The following is an 18,154-nucleotide window of genomic DNA, read 5'->3' on the forward strand; positions in this document are numbered from 1 at the left end:
TGCGCCGGCGCAAGGTCGTCGACCATAGGCGGCCGGGGGGCCGCAGGCTCGGGCTCCGCCTCGTCCTCGGGCGCGTCTTCGTCCTCGGGCTCAGGCTCGGGTTCCGATGCGGCAACGGGGCGTGGGGCAGGCTCGGGCTCGACGGCGGGTGCTGGCTCGGGCGCCGCTTCCGGCTCCGGCTCGGGCGCCGGTGGCGGCGCCGCGGCCGCGTCCTCGGGGTGGGCCTGGAACCAGGTGTGTCCGCAGCTCGAGCACTGCACGTCGCGGCCGCCCTCCGGAATCACATCCGTCGGGACCTCGTATTGCGCGCCGCAGTTGGGGCAGATCAGCCTCATTCCGTCTCCTCGCGAACCGTCCCGGCGGTCCGGTTTCCGGCTGACCATAGGTGACCGGGATTGCGGCGAAAAGGCGAATTTGGAGCCGGTGCGCGGATTGCATGTGCGGCGCGGCTCGGGCACAACAGGCCGACCGAAGGACAGGAGCCATCAGGCGTGATCGAGCTGGACAGCGTGGCCTACAACTATGGCGGCGGCGAGCTTCTGACCGACATATCGCTCGACCTCGCGCCGGGCTCGTTCCACTTCCTGACGGGCCCCTCGGGCGCGGGCAAGACGACCTTCCTCAAGCTCTGCTACGGCGCGCTGGTGCCCACCGCGGGGCAGGTGCGTCTCTTCAAGCGCGACGTCCGGCAGATGACCCGCGACCAGGTCGCCATGAGCCGCCGCCGCATCGGTGTCGTGCACCAGGACTGCCGCTTCCTCGATCACCTGCCGCTGTCCGAGAACGTGGCCCTGCCGCTGGTGGTCTCCGGCGCCGAGGCCGGGCAGGAGGGCAACCTGCGCGAGCTCATGGCCTGGGTCGGCCTCTCGGGCCGGGCCGACGCGCTGCCGCCCGAACTGTCCGGCGGCGAGCGCCAGCGCGCGGCGCTGGCCCGCGCGGTCATCATGTCGCCCGAGGTGATCCTCGCCGACGAACCCACGGGCAACGTCGACTGGGACATGTCGCAGCGGCTGCTGCAGCTGCTGGTGGAGCTGAACCGCATGGGCAAGACCATCCTGATCGCCACCCACGACCTGCAGCTCATCCGCGCCGCCAAGGTGCAGGTGCAGGCGCGCGTGCTGCGGATCAAGGACCGGCGCCTGCAGACGGCGGGGGCGGACCTGTGAGCCTGGCACCCATCTCGCTGCGGGCGCTGGTGCGGGGCGACAGCCGCGCCGACCGGGTGGTCCCGCCCACCGGCTTCACCGCGCGGCTGACGGTCTTCACCGCCGCCGCCATGGCCTTTCTCGCGGTGCTCGCCCTGGCGCTCTCGCTGGCCGCCGGGCGGCTCGCGACGACCTGGGGCGACGAGCTGGCCCGCGCCTCGACGGTGCGGATCTCGGCGCCCGAAGGGCAGGGCGCGGCGCAGGTCGAGGCCGCGCTGCGGGTGCTCGAGCAGACGCCCGGCGTGGCCTCGGCAAGGGCGCTCACCAACGACGAGCAGCGCGCGCTGCTCGAGCCCTGGTTCGGCCCCGACCTGCCGCTCGAGGACCTGCCGGTGCCGCGGCTCATCGAGGTGATCGAAACCTCCGAGGGCTACGACGGCGCCGGCCTGCGGCTGCGCCTGCAGGCCGAGGTGCCCGGCGCGGTGCTCGACGATCACACGCGCTGGCGGCGGCCGCTGGTGACGGCGGCCACGCGGCTGCGGCTCTTCGGCTGGGTGTCGCTCGGGCTGATCGCGGCGGCGGTCGGCGCGATGGTGACGCTCGCGGCCAACGCGGCGCTCGCGGCCAACGCGCAGGTGATCGCGGTGCTGCGGCTGGTCGGGGCAACCGACACCTATATCGCCCGCGCCTTCGTGCGGCGCTTCACCCTGCGCGCGCTCGGCGGCGCGGCGGTGGGGACCGGGCCTCGGCATCGCCGCCGTCCTCGCACTGGCCGGGGGCGGGCGACACCGGTGGCTTCCTCACCGGCCTCGCCTTCCGGGGCTGGCACTGGATCGTGCCGCTGCTGGTGCCGCCGCTCGCGGGCGCTGTCGCCTTTCTTGCCACCGCCCGCGCCGCGCGGCGCGTTCTGGAGGATCTGACCTGATGGCCTATGCCGTTCAATGGCTGCGCTCGCTGGTGTTCGTGGGGCAGATGTATGCCGCCATGGGCGTCGTGGGGATCGTCTACTTTCCCTGGGCCATGGCCTCGCGCCGGGGCGCCCGGGCGGCCTGCGTCGCTTGGTGCCGCTGGGTGCGCTGGACGGCAGGCTGGATGGTGGGCCTGAAGACCGAGGTGCGGGGCGAGATCCCCTCCGGCGAGGTCGTGATCGCCGCCAAGCACCAGAGCTTCCTCGACATCATCATGATCTTCGGCGCGGTGCCCGCGGGAAAGTTCATCATGAAGCGCGAGCTGCTCTGGGCGCCGGTGCTGGGCCAGTATGCGCTGCGCATCGGCTGCGTGCCGGTCGACCGGGGCAAGCGCGGGGCCGCGATCAAGAAGATGGTGCAGGACGTCGCGCAGGGCGCGGCGATCCCCGGCCAACTCATCATCTACGCGCAGGGCACGCGCGTGGCACCGGGCGTCAAGGCACCCTACAAGATCGGTGCCTCGGTGCTCTACGAGCAGCTCGGTCAGCCCTGCGTGCCGGCGGCGACGAACTGCGGGATCTTCTGGCCGCGCAAGGGGATCTACCGCAAGCCGGGCGTCGCCGTGGTCGAATTCCTGCCCGCGCTGCCGCAGGGGCTGGATCGCGACGGGTTCCTGACGCGGCTGGAAAACGATGTCGAGACGGCCTCGGACCGGTTGATGCGCGAGGCGGGGCTCGAACTGCCTGACCGCGACTGACGGCGGCGGCAGGGCCCGAATTTCTTCGAAGAAATTTGCGAAAGCCTTTCCAAGGCTTCGGGGCGCGGCGCCGGGAGGACCGGCGCCGCGTTGCGTGTCAGGAGTGGATCGGGCCGTCGCCGCAGGCGAGTGCCGCCTCGCGAACCGCCTCGGAGTAGGTGGGGTGCGCGTGGCAGGTCAGCGCGATGTCCTCGGCCGCGGCGCCGAACTCCATGCCGACGCAGATCTCGTGGATCAGGTCGCCCGCCGCGGGGCCGATGATATGCGCGCCGAGGATCCGGTCGGTCTCCTTGTCGGCGAGGATCTTGACGAAGCCGTCGCCCGCGAAGTTGGCCTTGGCCCGGCCGTTGCCCATGAAGGAGAACTTTCCGACCTTGTAGGCCTTGCCCGCTTCCTTGAGCTCCTGCTCGGTGGCGCCCACGGCGGCCACCTCGGGGTGGGTGTAGATCACGCTCGGGATCACGTTGTAGTTCACGTGGCCCGCCTTGCCGGCGATCACCTCGGCGCAGGCCATGCCCTCGTCCTCGGCCTTGTGTGCCAGCATCGGGCCCTCGATGGCGTCGCCGATGGCGTAGATGCCCTTGACCGAGGTCGCCCAGTGGCCGTCGGTCTTGACCTGGCCGCCCTTGGTGGTCTCGATCCCCAGCGCCTCGAGGCCCAGCCCGTCGGTGAAGGGCTTGCGGCCGGTGGCGACCAGCACGACGTCCGCCTCGGTGGTGTGCTCGCTGTCGTCCTTGCGCAGCTTGTAGGTGATCTTGGCCTTGGTCTTGGTGGTCTCGACCTTGGAGACCGCCGCGCCCATGGTGAAGTTCAGCCCCTGCTTGCCCAGCAGGCGCTGGAAGTTGCGGCTCACTTCCTGGTCCATGGTCGGCGTGATCTTGTCGAGGAACTCGATCACCTCGACCTCGGTGCCGAGACGCGAGTAGACCGAGCCCATCTCGAGTCCGATGACGCCGGCGCCGATCACCACCATCTTCTTGGGGATCTTGCCCAGCTCGAGCGCGCCGGTCGAGGTCACGACAATCTTCTCGTCGATCTCGACCTCGGCGCCGGGCACGGAGGATGCCTCGGAGCCGGTGGCCACGATGATGTTCTTCGTCTCGTAGGTCTCGTCGCCGACCTTGACCTTGCCCGCCTCGGGGATCGAGCCCCAGCCCTTGAGCCAGTCGATCTTGTTCTTCTTGAACAGGAACTCGATGCCCTTGGTGTTCTGGCCGATGACGTCCTCCTTGTAGGAGAGCATCTGCTTCCAGTCGACGGTGGGCGCCTTGCCCTTGAGGCCCATCTTGGCGAAGTTCTCTTCCGCCTCGTGCAGCTGGTGGCTGGCGTGCAGCAGCGCCTTGGAGGGGATGCAGCCGACGTTGAGGCAGGTGCCGCCCAGCGTCTCGCGGCCCTCGACGCAGGCGGTCTTGACGACCCAGCTGCGCGCAGCGGATGGCGGCCACGTACGCCGGCCGGGGCCCGAACCGATGACGATGACGTCGTATTGTCGCCATGTGGTCTTTCCTTTCCTTGGAGGGGGCAGGGGCTCTGCCCCTCCGGGCCTGCGGCCCGTTCACCCCGGGATATTTGCGGCCAGAAGATGCCCCTAGAGGAAGGCCGCGAGCAGCATGAGAACGGTGGCGCCCCAGCCGGCGACCCAGATAAGCGAGCGCCAGGGCGTCCAGCCGAGGAGGTAGGCGGGCACGTAGAGGACGCGGGCCACGAGGTAGACGAGGGCCAGCAGCGCGGTGATCGCGCCGGTCTTGTCGGCCCAGGTCAGCACGAAGACCGCGATGGAGAAGAGGATCAGCCCCCTGAAGTGGTTGTTCATCGCCCGCTGTGCGCGGCCGGCGGTGCCGCTGAGTTCGCGGCCCTCGTCGCGCGGAGAGGCGGCGTATTTCGGTCCGACCTGCCGCTGCGCGGTGATCGAGAAGATCACCATCTGCACGGCCTGCAGCAGCGCCGCGAGGGTCAGGGCGGTGAGCTCGGGGGTCATGCCGTCTCCAGGAAATGCGCCTCCGCGGGACCGTGCCCCAGCGCCTTGGCCTGGTCCAGCCAGGCGCGGGCCTTCTCGCCGTCGTTGACCGAGAGCAGGGCCCAGCGGGTCGCACTGCCCTCGCGCCACATCTGCAGCAGCGTCAGCCCGGCGTGCGCGCGGTTCTCGGCATCGGAATCGAAGGCTTCCTGGTCGAAGCTGTCGAAGCGGAGGAGAAGCTGGGTGCTCATGGTGCGGGCTCCGGGTCAGGTGGCGTCGTGGTAGGCGACTTGGTCGAAGCGGTCGACGGGGAAGGTGAAATGCACCTCCATCTCCTCCTCGGCGTAGAAGCCGTGCGCGGTGCCGGGGGGAATGTAGACCATGTCGCCCGGCTCCAGCATCACCTTGTCGTCGTCGAGCCGCACGTAGCCGCGGCCCGAGAGCACGTAGATGGTCTCCGAGACGTCGTGGGTGTGCGCGGGCTCTTCGGCCTCGGGCTCCATGTAGAAGATGCCGTGGCAGAGGCTGGCGCTGGGCACCTTGGAGGCGTCGACCAGCAGCCGGTAGGTCATGCCCGGGGCGCCATCCATGTCGTGCAGGTCGGGCGTGCCGTCCTCGATGCGGGTGGGATAGGGGGTCTCGGTCATGTGGGCCCTTCGGGGATCGTGTCGCCTCCGCGGCTCCTGCCACGGCGATCCCCCGGCAGGGACTGCCGGGGGCGGGCGGCCCGTCGGGCGGGCCGCGGCCGGATCAGAGATCCATCAGCAGACGGCGCGGATCCTCGAGCGCCTCCTTGACGCGGACGAGGAAGGTCACCGCGCCCTTGCCGTCGACGATGCGGTGATCGTAGCTGAGGGCAAGGTACATCATCGGGCGGATCTTGATCTCGCCATCGACCACCATCGGCCGCTCCTGGATCTTGTGCATGCCGAGGATGCCCGACTGCGGGGGGTTCAGGATCGGCGAGGACATCAGCGAGCCGTAGACGCCGCCGTTCGAGATCGTGAAGGTGCCGCCCTGCATCTCGGCCATCGAGAGCTTGCCGTCACGGGCGCGCTTGCCCTTCTCGGCGATGGCGCCCTCGATCTCGGCGAAGGACTTGGAATCCACGTCGCGGATCACCGGCACCACGAGGCCCTGCGGCGTGCCCGCGGCGATGCCCATGTGCACGAAGTTCTTGTAGACCACCTCGTTGCCGTCGATCTCGGCGTTGACCTCGGGGACCTCCTTCAGGGCGTGCACGCAGGCCTTGGTGAAGAAGGACATGAAGCCCAGGCGCACGCCGTGCTTCTTCTCGAAGAGATCCTTGTACTGGCTGCGCAGCGCCATGGTCTCGGTCATGTCCACCTCGTTGTAGGTGGTCAGCATGGCCGCCGTGTTCTGCGCGTCCTTGAGGCGCTTGGCGATGGTCTGGCGCAGGCGGGTCATCTTGACCCGCTCCTCGCGGTCGGCGTCCTCGGCCGGCGAGGGGGCGCGCTGCGGCTGCGGCGCCGAGGCATCGGCGGCGGGCGCCGATTTCGCGGCGGCCACGGCGGCCGAGACGTCGGACTTCATGACGCGGCCGTCCTTGCCCGACCCCTGCACCTGGTCGCGCGAGAGGCCGGCCTCGGCCATGGCCTTCTTGGCCGAGGGCGCATCCTCGATGTCGCCCTTGGGACCGCCGTTGCCGGCGGGGGGCGTGTCGTACTGGGTGCCGCCCGCGCCCTCTTCCTTCTGCGCGGGGGGCGAGGCGCCGGCGCTGCCCGCCTCGCCCGACGAGATCACCGCCAGCTTGGCGTCGGCCTGCACGGTCTCGCCCTCGGGCGCGACGATCTCGGCCAAGGTGCCGGCCGCGGGGGCGGGAACCTCGACCGAGACCTTGTCGGTCTCGAGCTCGCAGAGCATCTCGTCCTGCGCGACGGCGTCGCCGACCTTCTTGAACCAGGTCGAGACGGTCGCCTCGGACACGGACTCGCCCAGCGAGGGCACCATCACGTCGACGGACTCGCCGCCGCCACCGCCGCCGGACGCGGCAGGCTTCTCCTCGCCGCCCGAGGATGTCTGCTCGGAGGAGGAGGACGACGCCTTGGACGAGCTGTCCGCCCCGGCTTCGTCCGAGGCCGAGATGTTGGCGAGCAGCGCATCGACGCCGACGGTGTCGCCCTCGTTCGCGACGATGTCGGCCAGCTTGCCCGCGGCCGGCGAGGGCACCTCGACGGTGACCTTGTCGGTTTCCAGCTCGCACAGCATCTCGTCCACGGCCACGCTGTCACCCGGCTTCTTGAACCAGGTCGCCACGGTGGCCTCGGTCACGGATTCCCCGAGCGTGGGGACGCGCACTTCGGTCGTCATCAGTTCAGTTCCCTTCGATGGTCAGCGCCTCGTCCACGAGCGCCGCTTGTTGTGCCTTGTGCTGGCTGGCCAGGCCCGTCGCGGGCGAGGCCGAGGTGGCGCGGCCCACGTAGCGCGGGCGCGGATGCTTGGCGTCGATGCGGCTCAGCACCCACTCGATGTTGGGCTCGATGAAGGTCCAGCCGCCCTGGTTCTTGGGCTCTTCCTGGCACCAGATCACCTCGGCCTGCTTGAAGCGCTCCATCTCCTTCACGAGGCTCATGGCCGGGAAGGGATAGAACTGCTCGATCCGCATCAGGTAGACGTCGTCGATGCCGCGGCTGTCACGCTCTTCGAGCAGGTCGTAGTAGACCTTGCCCGAGCACATGACGACGCGCTTGATCTTGTCGTCGGGTGCCAGCTTGGTGTCGCTCTCGCCGGATTCCGCGCTGTCCCACAGGATGCGGTGGAAGCTCGAGCCGCTGGTGAAGTCCGCCGCCTCGGAGACGCAGAGCTTGTGGCGCAGCAGCGACTTGGGCGTCATCAGGATCAGCGGCTTGCGGTAGCTCCGGTGCAGCTGCCGGCGCAGGATGTGGAAGTAGTTCGCCGGGGTCGAGCAGTTGGCGACGATCATGTTGTCCTGGCCGCACATCTGCAGGAAGCGCTCGAGGCGCGCCGAGCTGTGCTCGGGGCCCTGGCCCTCGTAGCCGTGCGGCAGCAGGCACACGAGGCCCGACATCCGCAGCCACTTGCTCTCGCCCGAGCTGATGAACTGGTCGAACATGATCTGCGCGCCGTTGGCGAAGTCGCCGAACTGCGCCTCCCAGAGCACCAGCGCGTTGGGCTCGGCCAGCGAGTAGCCGTACTCGAACCCGCAGACCGCGTATTCCGAGAGCGCCGAGTCGATGACCTCGTAGCGGGCCTGGCCCTCGCGGATGTGGTTGAGCGGGTAGTAACGGTCCTCGTCCTCCTGGTTGATGAGGCCCGAGTGCCGCTGCGAGAAGGTGCCGCGCGTGCTGTCCTGCCCGGCAAGGCGCACGGGATAACCCTCGGTCAGCAGGGCGCCGAAGGCAATGGACTCGGCGGTGGCCCAGTCGAAGCCCTGGCCGCTTTCGAACATCTTGCGACGCGCGTCGAGGAAGCGGCCCACCGTCCGGTGCAGCGGGAAGCCTTCGGGCACGGTGGTCAGACCCTTGCCGATCTGCTCGAGCGTCTCTTCCTTGATCGCGGTCTCGCCGCGCTGGTAGTTGCCCTTTTCCTGCTGGTCGAGGTGCGACCAGCGCCCGTCCAGCCAGTCGGCCTTGTTGGGCTTGTAGGTCTTGCCGGCCTCGAACTCCTCGTTGAGATGGGACTGGAAGGCGGCCTTCATGTCCTCGATCTCGCCCTCGGGGATGAGGCCGTCCTTGACCAGCCGCTCGGTGTAGAGCGTCAGCGTCGTCTTGTGGCCCTTGATCTGCTTGTACATCACCGGGTTGGTGAACATGGGCTCGTCGCCCTCGTTGTGACCGAACCGGCGGTAGCAGAACATGTCGATGACCACGTCCTTGCCGAACTTCTGGCGGAACTCGGTCGCGACCTTGGCGGCGTGCACCACGGCCTCCGGGTCGTCGCCGTTGACGTGGAAGATCGGCGCCTCGACCACCAGCGCGTTGTCGGTGGGGTAGGGCGAGGAGCGCGAGAAGTGCGGCGCGGTGGTAAAGCCGATCTGGTTGTTCACCACGACGTGGATCGTGCCGCCCGTGCGGTGGCCGCGCAGGCCCGAGAGCGCGAAGCATTCCGCCACGACGCCCTGGCCGGCAAAGGCCGCGTCACCGTGCAGCAGAACCGGCAGCACCTGCTTGCGCTCGGTGTCGTGCAGCTGGTCCTGCTTGGCGCGGACCTTGCCCAGCACCACCGGGTTCACCGCCTCGAGGTGCGAGGGGTTCGCGGTCAGCGACAGGTGCACCTCGTTGTCGTCGAAGGTGCGGTCCGAAGAGGCGCCGAGGTGGTATTTCACGTCGCCCGAGCCGTCCACGTCCTCGGGCTTGAAGCTGCCGCCCTGGAACTCGTTGAAGATCGCGCGGTAGGGCTTGTTCATCACGTTGGCCAGCACCGAGAGGCGGCCGCGGTGGGGCATGCCGAAGACGACTTCCTTGACCCCCAGGGCGCCGCCGCGCTTGATGATCTGCTCCAGCGCCGGAATCGCGCTTTCGCCGCCGTCGAGGCCGAAACGCTTGGTGCCCATGTACTTGACGTGCAGGAACTTCTCGAAGCCCTCGGCCTCGACCATCTTGTTGAGGATCGCGCGCCGGCCCTCGCGGGTGAACTTCACCTCCTTGCCGTAGCCCTCAATCCGCTCCTTGAGCCAGGCCGACTGCTCGGGGTCCGAAATGTGCATGTACTGCAGCGCGAAGGTGCCGCAGTAGGTGCGTTTGAGCACTGCCATGATCTCGCGCAGCGATGCGATCTGAAGACCCAGCACGTTGTCGATGAAGATCGGCCGGTCCATGTCGGCCTCGGTGAAGCCGTAGGCCTTGGGATCGAGCTCGGGGTGGGGCGAGCGGCCGTGCAAGCCCAGCGGGTCGAGATCCGCCGCGAGGTGCCCGCGGATGCGGTGCGCGCGGATGATCATCAGCGCGCGGATGCTGTCCAGCACCGCCCGCTTGATCTGGTCGTCGGTCAGCTTGACGCCGCTGGCCTCGGCCTTGTCGGCGATCTTCTGCTTGGCACCCTTGGCCTCGGCCGGAACGGCGGGCATCGGCCATTCGCCGGTCAGGGCGGCGGTCAGGTCGTCCTCGGGCTGGGGCGGCCAGTCGCGGCGCTCCCACGAGGGGCCGGCGGCCTCCTTGCTGACATTGGCACCCTCGTCGCCGAGCGCCTCGAAGAACTCGGCCCAGGCTTCATCGACCGCGTTCGGGTCGTTGGCGTAGCGCGCATACATCTGTTCGAGGTATTCCGCGTTGGCGCCCTGCATGAAGCTCGAGGCGTGAAAGACATCGTTGGGGCTTTGATCCGTCATCGCGCGCGTCCTTTTCTGACCGATCGCTGAAGCAGCAGGAGAGGAACCCGGGTGGCCAGGTGCCTGTCATGATGCTCGTCGGTTTCCTCTTCGTTTTCAATGGCAGGCCCCGGGTCCGGCCCGGGACATGCCTGTCATGCTGGCAATTGCGGCCGTCGGCCCCGGGGTCAAGCCCGGGGCCGGGCGCATCAGCCTTTCTTGATCGCTTCCATCACGGCCTCGCCCAGCTTGGCGGGGCTGTCCGCGACCACGATCCCGGCCGACTTCATGGCCTCGATCTTGTCGTCGGCGCCGCCCTTGCCGCCGGCGACGATGGCGCCCGCGTGGCCCATGCGGCGGCCCGGAGGCGCCGTGCGGCCGGCGATGAAGCCCGCGGTCGGCTTCCAGCGGCCCTTCTTCTTCTGTTCCTTGAGGAACTCGGCCGCGTCTTCCTCGGCCGAACCGCCGATCTCGCCGATCATGATGATCGACTCGGTCTCGGGATCGTCCAGGAACATGTCCAGCACGTCGATGTGCTCGGTGCCCTTGATCGGATCGCCGCCGATGCCCACGGCCGAGGACTGGCCCAGGCCCATGTCGGTGGTCTGCTTGACCGCCTCGTAGGTCAGCGTGCCCGAGCGCGAGACCACGCCCACCGAGCCGCGCTTGTGGATGTGGCCCGGCATGATGCCGATCTTGCAGGCGTCGGGGGTGATGACGCCCGGGCAGTTGGGCCCGATCAGGCGCGACTTGCTGTCGACCAGCGCGCGCTTGACCTTCATCATGTCCAGCACCGGGATGCCCTCGGTGATGCAGACGATGAGCTCGATCTCGGCGTCGATCGCCTCGAGGATCGAATCCGCGGCGAAGGGCGGCGGGACGTAGATCACCGATGCGTTCGCCTCGGTCTTCTGCACGGCCTCGTGGACCGAGTTGAAGACCGGCAGGCCGAGGTGCTCGGCGCCGCCTTTTCCGGGGGTGACGCCGCCGACCATCTTGGTGCCGTAGGCGATGGCCTGTTCGGAGTGGAAGGTGCCCTGCGAGCCGGTGAAGCCCTGACAGATGACCTTGGTGTTTTCGTCGACGAGGACTGCCATCTTGGCGTTCTCCTGATTTCTTGCGGACGTGCCGCGTCAAATTCCAGTGGTGCGGGCGAGCGGGCCGCTAGGGCCCCGGGCTCCGCCCGGTCGCGCCTCGACCGCTCCGGAGGAGCGATCGCCGGGGCCGGGGCCCCGGAGCGGCGCTCACCCCTTGACCGCCTTCACGATCTTCTCGGCACCGTCGCTCAGGTCGTCGGCGGCGATCACGTTCAGACCGGAGTCCGCGATGATCTGCTTGCCCTGCTCGACGTTGGTGCCTTCCAGGCGCACGACCAGCGGAACCTGCAGGCCCACTTCCTTGACCGCGGCGATCACGCCCTCGGCGATCACGTCGCAGCGCATGATGCCGCCGAAGATGTTGACCAGGATGCCCTTCACGTTCTTGTCGGACGTGATGATCTTGAAGGCCTCGGTCACCTTCTCCTTGGTCGCGCCGCCGCCCACGTCGAGGAAGTTGGCCGGCTCGCCGCCGTAGAGCTTGATGATGTCCATGGTCGCCATGGCCAGGCCCGCGCCGTTCACCATGCAGCCGATCTCGCCGTCCAGCGCGATGTAGTTCAGGTCATGCTGCGAGGCCGCGAGTTCCTTGGGGTCTTCCTCGGTCTCGTCGCGCAGGCCGACGATGTCAGGGTGGCGGTACAGCGCGTTGGCATCGAAGCCCGCCTTGCAGTCGAGGCACTTGAGGTTGCCGTCGGTGGTCACGATCAGCGGGTTGATCTCCAGCATCTCCATGTCCTTCTCGACGAACATCTTGTAGAGATTGCCGACGAGCGTGGCGCACTGGCGGATCTGCTTGCCCTCGAGACCCAGCGCAAAGGCGATGCGGCGGCCGTGGAAGCCCTGGTAGCCGGTGGCCGGGTCGATCGAGAACGACAGGATCTTGTCGGGCGTGTTGGCCGCGACTTCCTCGATGTCCATGCCGCCCTCGGTCGAGCAGACAAAGGAGATGCGGCTGCTGACGCGATCCACGAGCAGCGCGAGGTAGAGTTCGCGCTCGATGTCCGAGCCGTCCTCGATGTAGATGCGGTTGACCTGCTTGCCGGCCTCTCCGGTCTGGTGCGTCACCAGCGTGTGGCCCAGCATGCGGTTGGTCTCTTCAGCCGCTTCCTCCACCGACTTGGCAAGGCGAACGCCGCCCTTCTCGCCGGCGTCGTGCTCCTTGAAGTGGCCCTTGCCGCGACCGCCCGCGTGGATCTGCGCCTTCACGACCCAGAGAGGTCCGTCCAGTTCGCCCGCCGCCGTCTTGGCATCGTTCGCCGTCAGCACGACGCGGCCGTCCGAGACCGGGCAGCCGTAGTCGCGCAGAAGCGCTTTTGCCTGATATTCGTGGATGTTCATGGAAGACTCGTCCCATCTTGCTGCGATTTCTCCGCCGGTATAAGCCCGTGCGACCGCCGAGGTTAAACGAAATATCGCGCAGATTGACGATTTGAGCGGATTTTCCGACATACGTGATCACACGCCGGAAGCGTGTGATCACAAACTTCGGCGCTGCCCGAAAACCGGGCGCGCTAACATGGAATCCGTGCGATTCGTGTGTCGGCGTCGCTGTGCGGCGGGGGGTGTGCCGGTGCGGGACGGGCGCGGCGGCCCTTGCCGGGGGCGGGGACGAGGCGGCCGATGCAGCCCGTTCCCTGTCGCGCGGAAGGTCGCCGCAGGGCGGCCGCGTCGCGCGCAGTCGGCGCCGGGGCAGCCGGCGCCGTGCGTGGTCGGCCGGCCCCGGCGCATCCGCGCGGGGGCCGGCCTCGGGATATCAGGCGAGGGTTTCGTCGATGCCCTTGCAGGCCTCGACCAGGCCCTTCACGGCGCTGACCGAGTTGTCGAACATCGCCTGCTCGTCCTTGGTCATCTTGATGTCGACGATGCGCTCGATGCCCTTGTCGCCGATCACCGTCGGCACGCCGACGTAGAAGCCGTCCAGGCCGAACTCGCCGTCGCAGAAGGCGGCGCAGGGCAGCACGCGCTTCTGGTCCTTGAGATAGGCCTCGGCCATCTCGATGGCGCTGGTGGCGGGCGCGTAGAAGGCCGAGCCGGTCTTCAGCAGGCCGACGATCTCGGCGCCGCCGTCACGGGTGCGCTGCACGATGGCGTCCAGCTTCTCCTGCGTGGTCCAGCCCATCTTGACGAGGTCGGGCAGCGGGATGCCGGCGACGGTCGAGTAGCGGGTCAGCGGCACCATGGTGTCGCCGTGGCCGCCCAGCACGAAGGCGGTGACGTCCTTCATCGAGACGTCGAACTCGAGGCTCAGGAAGTGGCGGAAGCGCGCGCTGTCCAGCACGCCGGCCATGCCGCAGACCTTCTGCGGGGGCAGGCCCGAAAACTTCTGCAGCGCCCAGACCATGGCGTCGAGCGGGTTGGTGATGCAGATGACGAAGGCGTCGGGTGCGTTGGCGGCGATGCCTTCGCCGACGGCCTTCATGACCTTGAGGTTGATGCCCAGCAGGTCGTCGCGGCTCATGCCCGGCTTGCGCGGCACGCCGGCGGTCACGATGCAGACATCCGCGCCGGCGATGTCGGCGTAGTCCTGCGTGCCCTTCAGCTTGGCGTCGAATCCTTCAGCGGGGCCCGACTCGGCGATGTCGAGCGCCTTGCCCTCGGGCGTGCCCTCGGAGATGTCGAAGAGGACGACGTCGCCCAGTTCCTTGAGCGCCGCGAGGTGGGCAAGCGTGCCGCCGATCTGTCCCGCGCCGATCAGGGCGATCTTGGGTCTGGCCATGGATCTGTTCTCCGCTCCATATGTAAATCCGCTGTTTGGGTAAGGGTTTGGCTTGCGGCGCGCAAGAGCGCTGCAGAGCGGCATGACCCCGGGTGCGGGCTGGCCCCGCCCGGATGTTGGCGCTAAAGCGCGAAAAACCGGGAGGTTAGGAGCGAATGGAGCTGTTTAGCTGGCAGGTGTTTTGCGTGGCGGTCCCGGCGGTGATCTTCGCTGGGGTGTCGAAGGCGGGCTTCGGATCGGGCGCGGCCTTTGCCAGCGCGACGATTCTCGCGCTGGTGCTCGAGCCCGGCGCGGCGCTGGGCGTCATGTTGCCGCTGCTGATGCTGATCGACGCGGGCAGCCTGCCGGCCTACTGGCGGCGCTGGGCCTGGCCCGAGGCACGCGTCCTGCTGCTGGGCAGCCTGCCCGGCACGCTGCTCGGCGCATGGTTCTACGCCGGCGCGGACCCCGACGCGATCCGCCTGCTGATCGGCGCCATCTCGGTCGGCTTCGTGACCTGGCAACTGGCGCAGAAGGTCGGGCTCGCCGGCCTCACCGCCCGTCGCTTCGGCACGGTCGCGGGCGGGCTCGCGGGCGCCGGGCTGGGCTTCACCAGCTTCATCAGCCACGCCGGCGGGCCCGTGGCGGCGGTCTTCCTGCTGGGCCGCGGGCTCGACAAGACCCGCTACCAGGCGACCACCGTGCTCGTCTTCTGGGCGGTCAACCTGCTCAAGGCCGGGCTCTACGGCGCCATGGGCGTCTTCACCCTGCAGACCTTCGCCTTCGACCTCGCGCTCGCGCCCTTCGCGTTGCTGGGCACATGGCTCGGCGTCCGGGCACACCGCGCGGTGCCCGAGCGCGCCTTCTTCGCGCTCACCTACGTCCTGCTGGCGGTGACCGGCGGCAAGCTCATCCTCGACGCCGTGACCTGAGCGACCGGCTCAGGCGTCGTGCTCGGGGATCGGCAACGCCTCGGCCAGCGTTTCGAAGGCCTTGCCGCTCGCGACCAGGCAGGTGACGCCGCCGGTGGTGGTCACCGTGATGGTCCAGGTCCCGGTCTCGTCCGAGGCAAAGACCTCCATCAGCGCGTTGTTGTTGCCCAGCCCGATGGACTGGCGCGTCTCGCCGTATTTCTCGGCCAGGCGCATCACCACCTGGTCCCGCGCGGCGCAGGCACGGCCCTCGGCCCGGGCCAGCCCCGTGAAAACGGTCATCATCAGCAGTGCCGTTACGATCGTGCGTGTCATCTGCATCACCCTTTCGGCTGTCGCGTCCGGCGCATCCGGCCGGTCCTGCGCATCGTCCCCTCGGGTCGTCTTCGCTCCGGGCGATCTCTGCCGGATCTTGCCCTGGGTCCGCAGTCTGCGCGGCAACTGCCAAGGATTGGTTAACGGAGGGGCCGGTATAGGAAATGCCTTGTTTTCTGCGGACTCTCTGCGGCGCGGCAAATTCGACCTTGCACATTTCGGCAAACAATGGCTCATTCCGCGCAACTTTATTACGCCAAGACCACGCCAAGGGAGGTGACCATGGATCTCGCGCTGCGCCCCTATCGTTCGGTGCTCTACATTCCCGGCTCCAAGGACCGTGCGCTCGACAAGGCCCGCACGCTGACCGTGGACGCGATCATCTTCGACCTCGAGGACGCCGTCGCGCCCGGCGAGAAGGTCTCGGCGCGCGACACGCTGGCCGCCGCGCTGGCGCAGGGCGGCTATGGCCGCCGGACCCGGATCGTGCGGATCAACGGGCTCGAGACCGAGTGGGGCGAGGCCGACGCGAAGGCCGCCGACGCCATGGACTGCGACGCCATCCTGCTGCCCAAGGTCGAAAGCACCGCCCAGCTCGACGCGCTGGCCAGGCTCACCGACAAGCCGCTCTGGGCCATGATGGAGACGCCCGCGGGCATCCTCAACGCGCAGGCCATCGGCGCGCATCCGCGGCTGATGGGCATGGTCATGGGCACCAACGACCTCGCCAAGGAACTCAGCGCGCGCTTCCGTGCCGACCGGCTGCCGATGATGTCGGCTCTGGGCCACTGCCTGCTCGCGGCCAAGGCCACCGACTGCGTGATCGTCGACGGCGTCTACAACGCCTTCAAGGACGACGCCGGGCTTGCCGAGGAATGTCACCAGGGCCGCGACATGGGCTTCGACGGCAAGACGCTGATCCACCCCGCGCAGCTCGAGACCGCCAACGCCGCCTTCGCGCCCACCGAGGCCGAGGTCGAGCTCGCCCGCCGCCAGATCGAGGCCTACGAGGCCGCCGAGAAGGAAGGGCAGGGGGTTGCCGTGGTCGACGGCAAGATCGTCGAGAACCTGCACGTCGCGACGGCGAAATCCACGCTCGCCAAGGCCGAGGCCATTGCTGCCCTGAGCGAATGATCGCAGGGTGACCGGGCCACGCACCGGTCAAAGGAGACACCCATGGCCCTTCTCGTTCTCGGCGTTCTGCTGTGGTGGGGCGCCCACCTGTTCAAGCGCATCGCCCCCGGCCCGCGCGCCTCGATGGGCGACAAGGGCAAGGGCCTCGTCGCCGCGGCGCTGGCCGTCGCGATCCTGCTGATGATCTTCGGCTACAAGGCCGCCGACGGCGCCTTCTTCTGGGGCCGTCACCCCGCGACGGTGGGCATCAACAACCTGCTGATGCTGGCCTCGCTTTACTTCTTCTCGCCCGGGCCCAAGAAGGGCGCGCTCTTTTACCGGATGCGCCACCCGATGCTCACGGGCTTCCTGCTGTGGACGGTCGCGCACCTGCTGGTGAACGGCGACGTCCCCTCCTTCGTGCTCTTCGGCGGGCTCGGCATCTGGGCCGTCGTCGAGATGATCGTCATCAACCGCGCCGAACCCGAATGGACGCCTCCCGCCAAGGGGCCGATCAAGAAGGATGTCATCTTCCTTGCCGCCAGCCTCGTGCTGCTGGTCGTGATCGGCTTCGTCCACACCTGGCTCGGCTACCCAGCTTTCGGATAACGCCATGAAGCTCTACCGTTTTCTCTCCGAGGACGACACCTCGGCCTTCTGCCACAAGGTTTCGGCCGCGCTCGACAAGGGCTGGGAGTTGCACGGCGGCCCCACCTATGCCTTCGATGCCGCCAACGGCGTCATGCGCTGCGGCCAGGCCGTGGTGAAAGACGTCGAGGGCACCTACCACCCCGACCTCAAGCTGGGGGAGCAGTGACATGGCAGCCAAGACCAACGCGGGACGCTTCTTCGAGGATTATGCCATCGGCCAGGTCATCGACCACGCCGTGCCCCGGACCGTGTCCGGCGGCGAGCGCGCGCTCTACCACGCGCTCTACCCCGCCCGGCACGCGCTGGCCTCCTCGGACGCCTTCGCCCAGGCCTGCGGTCTGCCCGCGGCGCCCATCGACGAACTGGCGGCCTTCCACGTGGTCTTCGGCAAGACCGTCCCCGATGTCTCGCTGAACGCGGTGGCGAACCTCGGCTATGCCGAGGGCCGCTGGCTGCGCCCGGTCTGGCCCGGCGACACGCTGCGCTCGGCCTCCGAGGTCATCGGCCTCAAGCAGAACTCCAACGGCAAGACGGGCGTGGTCTACGTCCGCACGGTCGGCCGCAACCAGCGCGACGAGGCGGTGATGGAATATTGCCGCTGGGTCATGGTGCGCAAGCACGACCTGGACGCACCGGCCCCCGAGACCGTGCTGCCCGACCTCAAGCCCGCGCTGGACCCGCAGGATCTCGTGGTGCCGCAGGGGCTCGATTTCAGCGCCTACGACTTCACCCTCGCGGGCGAGCCGCACCGCTGGGGCGACTACGAGGTGGGCGAGACCATCGACCACGTCGATGGTGTCACCATCGAGGAGGCCGAGCACATGATGGCCACGCGCCTCTGGCAGAACACCGCCAAGGTGCACTTCGACGCCACCCTGCGCGAGGACGGCCGCCGCCTGATCTACGGCGGGCACGTCATCTCGCTCGCCCGCGCTCTGTCGTTCAACGGGCTTGCCAACGCGCAGACGATCGTCGGCCTCAACGGCGGGGCCCATGCCAACCCCTGCTTTGCCGGCGACACCGTCCGCGCCTGGTCCGAGGTGCTCGACAAGGCCGAGACCGATGCCCCCGGCGTGGGCGCGATCCGCCTGCGGCTGGTGGCCACAAAGGGCGGCGCGCCCTTCGAGCTCAAGGGCGAGGACGGCAAGTATCGCCCCGATGTCCTGCTCGATCTCGACTACTGGGCGCTCATGCCGCTCTGAGCGGCGCGCCTGCCGTCACGTTTACGTCGCGAAACGGCGCGGTCTCGGCTAGTCTTCCGACGGGGAGAGGATTCGCAGTGCAAGTCTCGGAG

18 protein-coding genes and 1 pseudogene are annotated in these 18,154 nt (G+C 68.5%); 8 read left to right on the plus strand and 11 right to left on the minus strand.

Annotated elements, in window-relative coordinates; translation table 11 throughout:
• On the minus strand, positions 1–335 hold a 335-nt coding region (locus SALMUC_RS30895), incomplete at its 3' end, for a zinc-ribbon domain-containing protein (protein WP_245584652.1).
• 156 nt (positions 336–491) lie between these two features.
• Between SALMUC_RS30895 and SALMUC_RS02460 the strand changes: the two genes are divergently transcribed.
• The 3 genes and pseudogenes from SALMUC_RS02460 (at position 492) to SALMUC_RS02470 (ending at position 2,810) form a co-directional block, all read left to right on the plus strand.
• Entirely contained in the window at positions 492–1,166 is a 675-nt protein-coding gene (locus tag SALMUC_RS02460; protein ID WP_021119737.1) for a cell division ATP-binding protein FtsE, read from the plus strand.
• 11 nt (positions 1,167–1,177) lie between these two features.
• Positions 1,178–2,070: pseudogene (locus SALMUC_RS02465) on the plus strand (cell division protein FtsX).
• The gene (locus tag SALMUC_RS02470) at positions 2,070–2,810 is read left to right on the plus strand and encodes a lysophospholipid acyltransferase family protein (RefSeq protein WP_020038860.1); all 741 of its coding nucleotides are present in this window, start codon (positions 2,070–2,072) and stop codon (positions 2,808–2,810) included. The pseudogene SALMUC_RS02465 and the gene SALMUC_RS02470 overlap by 1 nt, the downstream one beginning before the upstream one ends.
• A 97-nt stretch (positions 2,811–2,907) precedes the next feature.
• Here SALMUC_RS02470 and lpdA read toward each other — a convergent pair whose 3' ends face one another.
• From lpdA to mdh, 9 genes are all read right to left on the minus strand, one after another.
• A complete protein-coding gene (gene lpdA / locus SALMUC_RS02475) occupies positions 2,908–4,335 on the minus strand; it encodes a dihydrolipoyl dehydrogenase (protein WP_342663013.1) in 1,428 nt (475 codons plus the stop codon).
• A gap of 63 nt (positions 4,336–4,398) precedes the next feature.
• The gene (locus SALMUC_RS02480; RefSeq protein WP_021119739.1) at positions 4,399–4,788 is read right to left on the minus strand and encodes an MAPEG family protein; all 390 of its coding nucleotides are present in this window, start codon (positions 4,786–4,788) and stop codon (positions 4,399–4,401) included.
• The gene (locus SALMUC_RS02485; protein WP_020038863.1) at positions 4,785–5,018 is read right to left on the minus strand and encodes a hypothetical protein; all 234 of its coding nucleotides are present in this window, start codon (positions 5,016–5,018) and stop codon (positions 4,785–4,787) included. Before SALMUC_RS02485 ends, SALMUC_RS02480 begins: the two co-directional genes overlap by 4 nt.
• Before the next feature lie 15 nt (positions 5,019–5,033).
• Entirely contained in the window at positions 5,034–5,414 is a 381-nt protein-coding gene (locus SALMUC_RS02490) for a cupin domain-containing protein (protein WP_020038864.1), read from the minus strand.
• A gap of 103 nt (positions 5,415–5,517) precedes the next feature.
• Entirely contained in the window at positions 5,518–7,098 is a 1,581-nt protein-coding gene (odhB, locus tag SALMUC_RS02495; RefSeq protein ID WP_020038865.1) for a 2-oxoglutarate dehydrogenase complex dihydrolipoyllysine-residue succinyltransferase, read from the minus strand.
• A gap of 4 nt (positions 7,099–7,102) precedes the next feature.
• Positions 7,103–10,075, minus strand: a complete 2,973-nt coding sequence (locus SALMUC_RS02500) for a 2-oxoglutarate dehydrogenase E1 component (RefSeq protein ID WP_020038866.1) — start codon at positions 10,073–10,075, stop codon at positions 7,103–7,105.
• 188 nt (positions 10,076–10,263) lie between these two features.
• Positions 10,264–11,151: a succinate--CoA ligase subunit alpha gene (sucD, locus tag SALMUC_RS02505; RefSeq protein ID WP_020038867.1), complete on the minus strand. Its 888-nt coding sequence runs from the start codon at positions 11,149–11,151 to the stop codon at positions 10,264–10,266.
• A gap of 147 nt (positions 11,152–11,298) precedes the next feature.
• Complete coding sequence (gene sucC, locus SALMUC_RS02510; RefSeq protein ID WP_020038868.1) at positions 11,299–12,492, minus strand: ADP-forming succinate--CoA ligase subunit beta; 1,194 nt, start codon at positions 12,490–12,492, stop codon at positions 11,299–11,301.
• Positions 12,493–12,907: 415 nt separating this feature from the next.
• Positions 12,908–13,870 (minus strand): malate dehydrogenase, encoded by a 963-nt coding sequence (mdh, locus tag SALMUC_RS02515; RefSeq protein ID WP_020038869.1) that lies wholly within the window; start codon positions 13,868–13,870, stop codon positions 12,908–12,910.
• Between the two features lie 155 nt (positions 13,871–14,025).
• Here mdh and SALMUC_RS02520 point away from each other — a divergent pair, with 155 nt between their 5' ends.
• Entirely contained in the window at positions 14,026–14,781 is a 756-nt protein-coding gene (locus SALMUC_RS02520) for a sulfite exporter TauE/SafE family protein (RefSeq protein ID WP_020038870.1), read from the plus strand.
• Positions 14,782–14,790: 9 nt separating this feature from the next.
• Here SALMUC_RS02520 and SALMUC_RS02525 read toward each other — a convergent pair whose 3' ends face one another.
• A complete protein-coding gene (locus tag SALMUC_RS02525) occupies positions 14,791–15,066 on the minus strand; it encodes a hypothetical protein (protein ID WP_245584667.1) in 276 nt (91 codons plus the stop codon).
• A gap of 312 nt (positions 15,067–15,378) precedes the next feature.
• Here SALMUC_RS02525 and SALMUC_RS02530 point away from each other — a divergent pair, with 312 nt between their 5' ends.
• From SALMUC_RS02530 to SALMUC_RS02545, 4 genes are read left to right on the plus strand one after another with little or no spacing between them, the layout of a single operon-like run.
• The gene (locus SALMUC_RS02530) at positions 15,379–16,230 is read left to right on the plus strand and encodes an HpcH/HpaI aldolase/citrate lyase family protein (RefSeq protein ID WP_020038872.1); all 852 of its coding nucleotides are present in this window, start codon (positions 15,379–15,381) and stop codon (positions 16,228–16,230) included.
• 42 nt (positions 16,231–16,272) lie between these two features.
• Positions 16,273–16,818 carry an NnrU family protein gene (locus SALMUC_RS02535; RefSeq protein ID WP_020038873.1) on the plus strand — a complete coding sequence of 182 codons (546 nt, stop codon included), beginning with the start codon at positions 16,273–16,275 and terminating at the stop codon, positions 16,816–16,818.
• Between the two features lie 4 nt (positions 16,819–16,822).
• Entirely contained in the window at positions 16,823–17,026 is a 204-nt protein-coding gene (locus SALMUC_RS02540; protein ID WP_020038874.1) for a DUF1737 domain-containing protein, read from the plus strand.
• Between the two features lies 1 nt (position 17,027).
• A complete protein-coding gene (locus tag SALMUC_RS02545; protein WP_020038875.1) occupies positions 17,028–18,062 on the plus strand; it encodes a MaoC family dehydratase in 1,035 nt (344 codons plus the stop codon).
• The last annotated feature ends 92 nt before the right edge of the window (positions 18,063–18,154 follow it).

Origin of the sequence: Salipiger mucosus DSM 16094 (assembly GCF_000442255.1) — a bacterium.
Classification (GTDB): Bacteria; Pseudomonadota; Alphaproteobacteria; order Rhodobacterales; family Rhodobacteraceae; genus Salipiger; species Salipiger mucosus.

Coding starts and splice junctions, on each gene's coding strand:
- SALMUC_RS02530 (WP_020038872.1), top strand. CDS start 15,379: ATGGATCTCGCGCTGCGCCCCTATCGTTCGGTGCTCTACATTCCCGGC.
- SALMUC_RS02500 (WP_020038866.1), bottom strand. CDS start 10,075: ATGACGGATCAAAGCCCCAACGATGTCTTTCACGCCTCGAGCTTCATG.
- sucC (WP_020038868.1), bottom strand. CDS start 12,492: ATGAACATCCACGAATATCAGGCAAAAGCGCTTCTGCGCGACTACGGC.
- SALMUC_RS02540 (WP_020038874.1), top strand. CDS start 16,823: ATGAAGCTCTACCGTTTTCTCTCCGAGGACGACACCTCGGCCTTCTGC.
- SALMUC_RS02480 (WP_021119739.1), bottom strand. CDS start 4,788: ATGACCCCCGAGCTCACCGCCCTGACCCTCGCGGCGCTGCTGCAGGCC.
- mdh (WP_020038869.1), bottom strand. CDS start 13,870: ATGGCCAGACCCAAGATCGCCCTGATCGGCGCGGGACAGATCGGCGGC.
- SALMUC_RS02535 (WP_020038873.1), top strand. CDS start 16,273: ATGGCCCTTCTCGTTCTCGGCGTTCTGCTGTGGTGGGGCGCCCACCTG.
- odhB (WP_020038865.1), bottom strand. CDS start 7,098: ATGACGACCGAAGTGCGCGTCCCCACGCTCGGGGAATCCGTGACCGAG.
- SALMUC_RS02520 (WP_020038870.1), top strand. CDS start 14,026: ATGGAGCTGTTTAGCTGGCAGGTGTTTTGCGTGGCGGTCCCGGCGGTG.
- SALMUC_RS02485 (WP_020038863.1), bottom strand. CDS start 5,018: ATGAGCACCCAGCTTCTCCTCCGCTTCGACAGCTTCGACCAGGAAGCC.
- SALMUC_RS02525 (WP_245584667.1), bottom strand. CDS start 15,066: ATGATGACCGTTTTCACGGGGCTGGCCCGGGCCGAGGGCCGTGCCTGC.
- SALMUC_RS02490 (WP_020038864.1), bottom strand. CDS start 5,414: ATGACCGAGACCCCCTATCCCACCCGCATCGAGGACGGCACGCCCGAC.
- SALMUC_RS02545 (WP_020038875.1), top strand. CDS start 17,028: ATGGCAGCCAAGACCAACGCGGGACGCTTCTTCGAGGATTATGCCATC.
- sucD (WP_020038867.1), bottom strand. CDS start 11,151: ATGGCAGTCCTCGTCGACGAAAACACCAAGGTCATCTGTCAGGGCTTC.
- SALMUC_RS02470 (WP_020038860.1), top strand. CDS start 2,070: ATGGCCTATGCCGTTCAATGGCTGCGCTCGCTGGTGTTCGTGGGGCAG.